Annotated in this window: 4 protein-coding genes and 2 pseudogenes; 1 reads left to right on the forward strand and 5 read right to left on the reverse strand. The window is 45.8% G+C overall.

Going from position 1 to position 7,880, the window contains the following annotated elements; translation table 11 throughout:
* A pseudogene (locus F6K38_RS31265) lies at positions 1–3,480 on the reverse strand (hypothetical protein); the annotation flags it as partial.
* A gap of 30 nt (positions 3,481–3,510) precedes the next feature.
* Here F6K38_RS31265 and F6K38_RS31270 point away from each other — a divergent pair.
* Complete coding sequence (locus F6K38_RS31270; RefSeq protein WP_287358973.1) at positions 3,511–3,642, forward strand: hypothetical protein; 132 nt, start codon at positions 3,511–3,513, stop codon at positions 3,640–3,642.
* Between the two features lie 59 nt (positions 3,643–3,701).
* On the opposite strand, the gene F6K38_RS31275 is transcribed toward F6K38_RS31270, so the two are convergent.
* The 4 genes and pseudogenes from F6K38_RS31275 to F6K38_RS31290 all read right to left on the reverse strand — a co-directional run.
* On the reverse strand, positions 3,702–4,190 hold the full coding sequence (locus F6K38_RS31275; protein WP_287358975.1) for a hypothetical protein: 489 nt from the start codon (positions 4,188–4,190) through the stop codon (positions 3,702–3,704).
* A gap of 314 nt (positions 4,191–4,504) precedes the next feature.
* Positions 4,505–5,047: a hypothetical protein gene (locus F6K38_RS31280; protein ID WP_287358977.1), complete on the reverse strand. Its 543-nt coding sequence runs from the start codon at positions 5,045–5,047 to the stop codon at positions 4,505–4,507.
* A 159-nt stretch (positions 5,048–5,206) separates the two neighbouring features.
* The gene (locus F6K38_RS31285; RefSeq protein WP_287358979.1) at positions 5,207–5,425 is read right to left on the reverse strand and encodes a hypothetical protein; all 219 of its coding nucleotides are present in this window, start codon (positions 5,423–5,425) and stop codon (positions 5,207–5,209) included.
* Positions 5,415–7,880, reverse strand: a pseudogene (locus tag F6K38_RS31290) (hypothetical protein); the annotation flags it as partial. The gene F6K38_RS31285 and the pseudogene F6K38_RS31290, both read right to left, overlap by 11 nt.

Genomic DNA, 7,880 nt, shown 5'->3' on the forward strand with positions numbered 1-7,880 from the left:
ATCGTTGGTCGGTATTTGTCCCAGGACTTCTTCTGTGCTCTGGTTATGGTTATAGTTGGAGGATTGAAAATAAGTTTGAATCGCCTTGATTTGATCGGGAGAATATTTCGTACTATCAAAATCAACGGTATTGAGAATAGTATCAGCACCATCCTTGAGTTCCATCTCAAGTTGAGGAAACATCGGGAAAATAGTACCACTAATTTCCGTATCATCATCGATGGGGCGGTCGGTGATATCAAAGATAAAATTGGTAGACAAGAATCGAATCAGGGGTGCCCAAAACTCATCCGCCGGTTCTTCTTCTAAGTAGTTAACGAATAGGGTATAAACATCTTCTAACAATTCCAAGGTTAAGACTTGATTATCAACATTGACAGAACTTGTGTCGATATTCAAATCACTACGCTCACTATCGGATAAATAGGCATAAATCACCCATTTGAATAGGGCTTTAACTAACTCATCAAAGTCCGTATCATTATCATTGGTAGAGTTATCGTCTAGAGGAATCGAGTTTTCCATAAACAATAACCCGATACCACTTACTCCTGTTTCGGTCTTCGTAAAGGACGGTTGAAAATAAATATCGAGGGGAAGCTTGTCGCCTTCTTCAGTAGTTTCCTTAGTGTCATCGCCCATCTGGTTGGAGCGGTCTAGCTTAATTCCCGTTGTACCATCATCCCATCGCAATGACCGTCCACCAGATGTTTCAGTAGTGACATTTGTAGTAGTGGCATTTGTAACTGTCCCTGTGCTACTAGTGGCCTGGGCTTTAGCAAAAGCAAAGGAGCGATTAGCCCTAGCATTTTTCTGCATAGAGGGACGCAGGGTTTGAGCACGGGCAGTAAATACTGGATCTGGGGGAGCCATGGCTCCCCCAGATACAGCAGCGAGTTGCCAGGGTGGTGTGCTATCTGAACCGAGGACAAATTGCTCCCGGACGGTCAATTTAAACTTAAATCTGATCCGGACAAAGCCAACCTTGATCGATGCTTTGACAGAAACCTTAGCCACCAGAGCCACCTGAATAGCTTTGTATACCTCCACCACAAACAGCACCGCAACTTTAACCAGGACTTCTACATCAACCTGAATCACCTTAAAGTCCACGACACCATAGATGCGACCAACAATGGCTACACCACCCTGAATTCGGTAATAGGTGGCCTTTTTCTCATTAGTATCGGTGGGATTATAGGTAGCAAACACCCCTTGCAAAAGGCCCTGCATGGTAATGCTGAATTCTGCGCGCAGAGGACCTTTGTTGATAATTTTCCCCAACCCGACCTGCAAGCCAATGCCAAATTCTAATACCGGGTCAAAGGTGCCACTAACAATGTCGGGAACACTGGTGGCTGTTTCTGCACTCAGTTTATTGAAGTAGAAGCCCCCTAATCCTAAAAAGATGCCGACATTAACGGCAATGGATCTCGAAAAGTCACCACCCCAAGGGAAGCCCACATCGATACCAAAGTCCCCATTGGTATAGATTTCAATGGCAACCACTGGCAGGGTAATATGAACAGCACCAAAGTCGATATAGCGCATGGTGTCTGGTAAAACCAGCTCACTGCGATAGACCCCGACAGTATCACTAATGCGGCGATAGAGGATTTCAAATTCAAATCCAGCAAAACTTTGTACCGGGGGTCCCGACAAACTAATGCGCAGGCCATAGATAAAGGGGTCGTTGAAAATTATACTGATCTCAATGGAACCCAAAATCACAAATTGGGCACCAATTAACCAGCCACTCTCTGCACTAAACTGTATTGGCTGACCTGAAAATTGAATTGGTTGAGTGGGGTCAGAACTGACGGCTGAGGGTAAGGACTGTTGCAGAGCTGTGAGGGGATTTTGCCGCCGTTTAATAGGGGGAAGGGGTACCAAGGTTTGGCGCATCACCGTGGTGAATTGCTCAATAGTACGAGCTTGCTGCACAATTTCTGGTGCGAAGGCAACCCGTTGTCCCAAAGCCAGGAACTTCAGCTCGAAGATCGGGGCTTTAGTGCTGGGCACTTCTGGGGGATTCTCATTGACTGGGTCCCACTGAACTCGCTTTTTGGGTTCTCCGGGAATACTTAAGTCAACTGCGATCGCTATTTTTTTATTGGATGCTGTTCTGGCATTATTTTGTTGGGTACTAACCTGAGATGACTTAGTCCCAAACTGGTAAGACAGCCCCACATTGGATACCTTAGCAATCAAGACATTCAAGGTAGCCTTGTAGGAAATGGTGATGGATTTATCGGTTAGGTCTATCTCCAGACTAAACTTATCTAGCGCTATCTCTTCTTTAGCAAATTCATCCCAGGGTGGATCGAGTTCAAAGTCAATAATGCTGGAGTCATAGACGCTGACAATATAGGCAATCAGGTCACCAATAGTGGGATTCTTTCCACTGACCAAACTAACGCTAAACCGCAACAGTTTACGATTATTGATATTGGTGTACACTGCGCTCAACAACAGGGTACTGATTTGGAGTTGGAAAATTAACTCACCGGTACGATTTGCCAGGGCTTGGGATGAACGACCAGAGCTAGAGGTGCTACTGGTTTGGCTAAAGGTATAGATAACCGAGAGTTGTAAGGTATCGAAAAAGGGAATCGAGGCTTTGACCGTTCCTGCGATCGCGCCTTTTAGGGTCGTAGAGGTTCCCCCTGATCCCTGACTGGAGGTTTTGGCAATTTCAATCGCGGCTTGGATTTGCAGGGTTTCTTCCCCTGGCACTAAGGCAATGCCAGTATCCCAATCCATGGATCCGGTGAAGGTATAGCGGGATTCGACGATTTGGGTACTATTGTCTTGATAGCGGGTTTGTTGTAGCGCAAATGCCAAGGAAACTACTAAATCCCGCAACCCATACTCATCGAGTTTATCCTGGGAAAACCCAAAAGCTTTGATGACTTCGGTAATACTAATATTTTCAGCAGTGGCAGAAAATGCCCACTGACTGGCAATTATGCCACTCTGTGACGAAAATTGATGGGCGACCTTAACCGCAAATTCGCCCCCAAATAACTCAAACAGCCCCTCAAATGACAGCTTTCGCTGCTGGGAGAGGGATTCTGCCGTATTCTGTTGACTCCCATTGGTTGAGCCAGAAGATTTGACCGACGACACTGACAGAGCAAGCTGTTGGATGGATAAGGTTGGCCCCGAATCGAGGGTAATCGACCAGGCATTTTCAATAGCAGCCTCAAAGGAAAATGCCCCTTTATCTGGTCGCAATTCCACCGCCATTTTAGTAATGGCTAAGTTCTGAATCGAGTCTGGTGCATCTAATTCTGGAATTAATTCTTCCAAAAGCGCCACGACATAAAGTCGCTGTCCAGCAATCATACCGCCCTGATAAACCGTTACGTTGCGGTCTTCAATTTTCTCCAGGATCAAATTGACGGTTTCACCAGCAACGGTTAGCTCGGAGATCAGACCCAAGCTAACACTGGTTGTTCTTTGCACTATTGCAGTCATGGCTCGATTCAGAAATATTACTAGGCAAAAATGGAATTATCTAAAGTCAGCGGTCAGCCGTCAGCCGTCAGCCGTCAGCCGTTGGCCACGCTTCGCGAACAGTGGTCAGCCGTTAGCCGTCAGCCGTCAGTGGTCAGCCGTCAGCTGATAGCTGATTGCTGATTGCTGATTGCTGATTGCTGATTGCTGATTGCTGACCGCTGATAGCTGATAGCTGATTGCTATTCTTCATTACTGATTTTGAAATAGACCCCCTTTAATTGAAGGTCTAATCCATCAATTAATTGACCTGAATCCTCTTGCCATTCTGCTGATAGTCCAACAGTGTAAGCTGTTTTATCTTTGGCTACCTTTCCATTCTCAGTGGCCGCACCGGGTATTCTGACATGAAATTCATCCACATATAAACCAGCTTCAACCAGCACACTTGCGGCATCCTGTAAGACCTGAATATCTGGTAATTCGTTGGAATTGAGCGTGCCATCGTCATTCAGAAAGGAAGCCGTTGTGCCTGACTCAACTGCTCCTAGTGTTTGTAAAATACTATTGAGAGAAGTGCCAACAGTACCTAAATATACTCTCTCCCCTGCCGGAAGTTCAACTTCAATTCCCTTTTCTTTAATCTCATTAATTGCATTTTTAGGTTCTAGGGAAATTGTCTTCCCAGCCAGTTCTAGAGAAACACCAAAAAATACTTTAGTATCTGACATTTTTTTGCTCCTTATTCAAAAATAGTTAGTTTCAACAACTATCAATTTACAACAATTAAATTAGACATTTTGCTTTTTATTATATATCATATATCCAATAAAAAGTAAACCTAAAATTTATTTTTTTATTGGGCAATAAAACTCCGGATATCTTTCCCATATTGCCTCTTGCTTTCCCCTCCTGGGAGGGGTTAGGGGTGGGTTACTCTTGCCTCTTGCTTTCCCCTCCTGGGAGGGGTTAGGGGTGGGTTACTCTTGCCTCTTGCCTATTGCCTCTTTCAGCAATTCGTGTGTTTACAACCGAGATACAAAGGCTATAATTGATCGAGCTTAACGTCTGCTTCCGGGGGAACCACTGATTCTTCTGGAATCTTTGTGGTCGATAGATTATCATCAGCCACAGGATTGCCATTTTCGTCCACAAAGGTTAAGCCTTTTTTAACAATGACTCCATTGGGATAATCATCGGATTGGGGTACCGAAAATACCGTGACTTTAATCCCCCTCCTATCTTCAGGTTCCGGTATAGGTTGGAAGACATCAATCTTCAACTTCATTGCCAGTTCAGGAGCAACGTCTTGGTTGGTTAGAAAACTAAAATCTTTACTATCAAAGGGAAAATCCTCGGCAAAATTGAAGGGAAACTCATCATTAATTGATCCAGTAGCAGTATAACAAGGATCCGGTGAGGTACCTTCCGTAACAGTAATTGATTTTGCCCACATATCAGATAATGGATGATTGTCAGATAAGTTTATGGGCAATTCTTCAGTAATGCTATAGGTATTATCGACTTCCTCCATAAAGGTTGGGATATTGTTAATCTGTTCATAATTGGGGATTTTATCCTCTGCCATATTATCTCCTGTTTATCTAAATTAAATTCCACCTATTGGTTAGTTGCTTTGTAAGCATTCAGCGGTCAGCGGTCAGCGGTCAGCGGTCAGCGGTCAGTGATCAGTGGTCAGTAGTTAGTGGTCAGTAGTTAGTGGTCAGTAGTTAGTGGTCAGCTTATTTTATTCAAAAGCTGTTCGCGTAGCGTGCGCATTAGCTGATAGCTGATAGCTGATAGCTGATAGCTGATAGCTGATAGCTGATAGCTGATAGCTGATAGCTGTTCGCGTAGCGTGCGCGTAGCGCTTAAGCTGATAGCTGATAGCTGACGTTGCTTTTAATAGTTGGACATTAAGGTTTGGTGGCGGACGCGCCACCAGATAGCTGTAGTTACTTGGCATAGGCCGCATACCAGCCAACAGCATCATTACTATCCGTGGCATCAGGATTGCCAAAGATAACAATTTCGGTTTGTCCACTGGGGGGAAATGAGAGGACAAAAAACTTAAGGGCAACCTTCTTAATTTTCAACAAGTAAGCTGTACCAGAAGTGCTAGTGGAATCAACTAGTAATTCCACCGTCTTGAAGGACAGCTTCAGTACACTTTGGAGAGGAAAACCGAGCACATCCCCACCAATTCCCGGTAGCCTCAATCCTACAAAAGTTGTGGCTTTTTCCTGGGAACCATCCTGATTCGGTTCCCAGATAATCAACAGATTAACCACAAACTGAGCTGAACCCGACAATGCCCCCAAACTGCCCAAATTAAACTCGAAGTTAAAACCAAAGCCACTGTCGGGCATAGAACCACTGCCCAAGGGAGTTTTAACCGTAAGATACCCTTTAGGCTTGCTATCCGGTTGAGCAGGGTCGAGATAGACGAAGTTAGTCAGCTTAAGGGGAAATTTGCTGTAGAGACTATGGGGGCGGGCTTTACTCTGAGCCAAATCAAAGGCAATTTGGCTGGCATCGACACTAAAGGTGATATCCTGGGTACCATTGGTATGCTTGCAGTTCATCACAATACTCAGCTTTGAAAACTGCAGGAATTGTTCGTTCTTGGCTAGCTCATCCAGTTTTTGCTGCAACTCCGCTGATGCTTGATTGAGAGTATCAATCCCTACTTGATAATCGTCTTCCAGAGCACGGGCACTGCGGTTGACCAGGTTGCTGGCAGTTAAAACTTCATCGGACAGGGAAGTATCTGACCCAAAGGATAATCCATCAAAGGTCTCTAAGTCACGGAAATTGAGACGGCCCCAGAGGGTAAACCGTCCAATGGTGAGTGTAGTATCATTACCTGGGGGATCTGTGGAAAAAGTGGCCTTAACGATGTCAACATTATTGAGAATATGACTATCGGGTAGGGCAAAATAGTTCTCGCCGCTAAAGCTAAAGCTATAGGTAATCACCCCATCGTGTTCTTCCGTAAAGCCCTGGAGAATGACAATATTCCGTCCTGAGCGACTATTGAGTAATTGGGTAGCTTCGTCAAAGAGTTTATCTAGGGTAAGATTGACCTGACTGGAAAATGCCGTGATTTGTGAATTTTGGAACTGCACCCGTAAGTTGGCCACCTGGAAGGCATAGCCCAAGGGACCGGTTTCTGGCACGGAGTTGTCTTGATAGTCCAGCAATCCAAACAGGGAAGACTGTTCCGCTACCAATTCCCCATTTTGGGGCAAAATCGGGGTGCCATTACTCCCGACATACTGAGCGTAGAAGTTATCCTGGTCTTGTATGCCACATTCTAGGGCTTTCAAGTCTTGAGGCAGTCCTGTCCCCGCTGGCAGCTTGACATTTAACGCGATCATCCCTGACCAAAAGGTGCTGCTGCCAACCCGGGCTAGAGGGGCAGCATTATCCCGGTCTTTTTCAGCAGCATTGGGGTCGTTGGCGGTTGCGATCGCATTTTCAAAGAATGTCACTAAGCGATCGCGCACTGCTTTAATTTCCTTGACCCGTTCATCAGCATCCGTTGCCGTCCCGACAAATACCTCCGGTTGTTCCCACAGGGCGGTATCCTTGAGAATATCAATCAGGGGCTTATCTAGGAACTTAAACAGTAAAACCGTATCCGTATCCCCTGTGCCCTGACGCCAATTGTCTGGATTGAGATCAAAGGTCCACCCTTGAATGGTCAGTTGGTTATTCTGAAAATGCTCCTTGATAACTGGAGGAGATTCATTGGTATCGGTTTTGAGGGAAGTCGGGTCAGTGATCACCAGGAACATCTGACTGGACTGGAAAGCTGAACGGAGGGATGAACCCCGTTCTAGGTCCTGCAAACTCACATCCTTATTGTCGGTATCCTTGGCCAGTAATAGACTATTGAGGGTTTGGTAATCAGAGGAATAGGTTGCCAACAATCCCAGGGAAGTTGTACCAGTGATGGTTTCCGCTGGTGCAGCAGCTGTCATGGCCTGAGCTTCAGGGGTAGCTGATCTACTCAAGGCACTGAATGCTTGGGGACTAAATGTCCCTATCCCCCCTAGTATTCCTTGAGGTTGACCGCTAAGTTGAGTAGTGTCTGTTTCAGCAATAATTTTAATTTGTTTGCGGCGCTGGGGATTGAGGATTTGTTCCTCCATTTGCTGATAGTGAGCCAGGGTTCCACTTACGCCACCATAGGGAAACAAGGGTAAATACTCTCCCCTGGGCAGTCCTGTAACGGGAACCTCCAAAAACGTGAGGGGGTCATCAGTTGGGTCTTCCAAAAACGTGAGGGGGTCATCTGCCTGGTCATCTGCCTGGTCATCTGCCTGGTCATCTGCCTGGTCATCTGCCTGGTCATCTGCCTGGTCATCTGCCTGGTCATCTGCCTGGTCATCTGCCTGGTCATCTGCCTGGTCATC

Origin of the sequence: Moorena sp. SIO3B2 (assembly GCF_010692525.1) — a bacterium.
GTDB classification, from domain to species: Bacteria; Cyanobacteriota; Cyanobacteriia; order Cyanobacteriales; family Coleofasciculaceae; genus Moorena; species Moorena producens.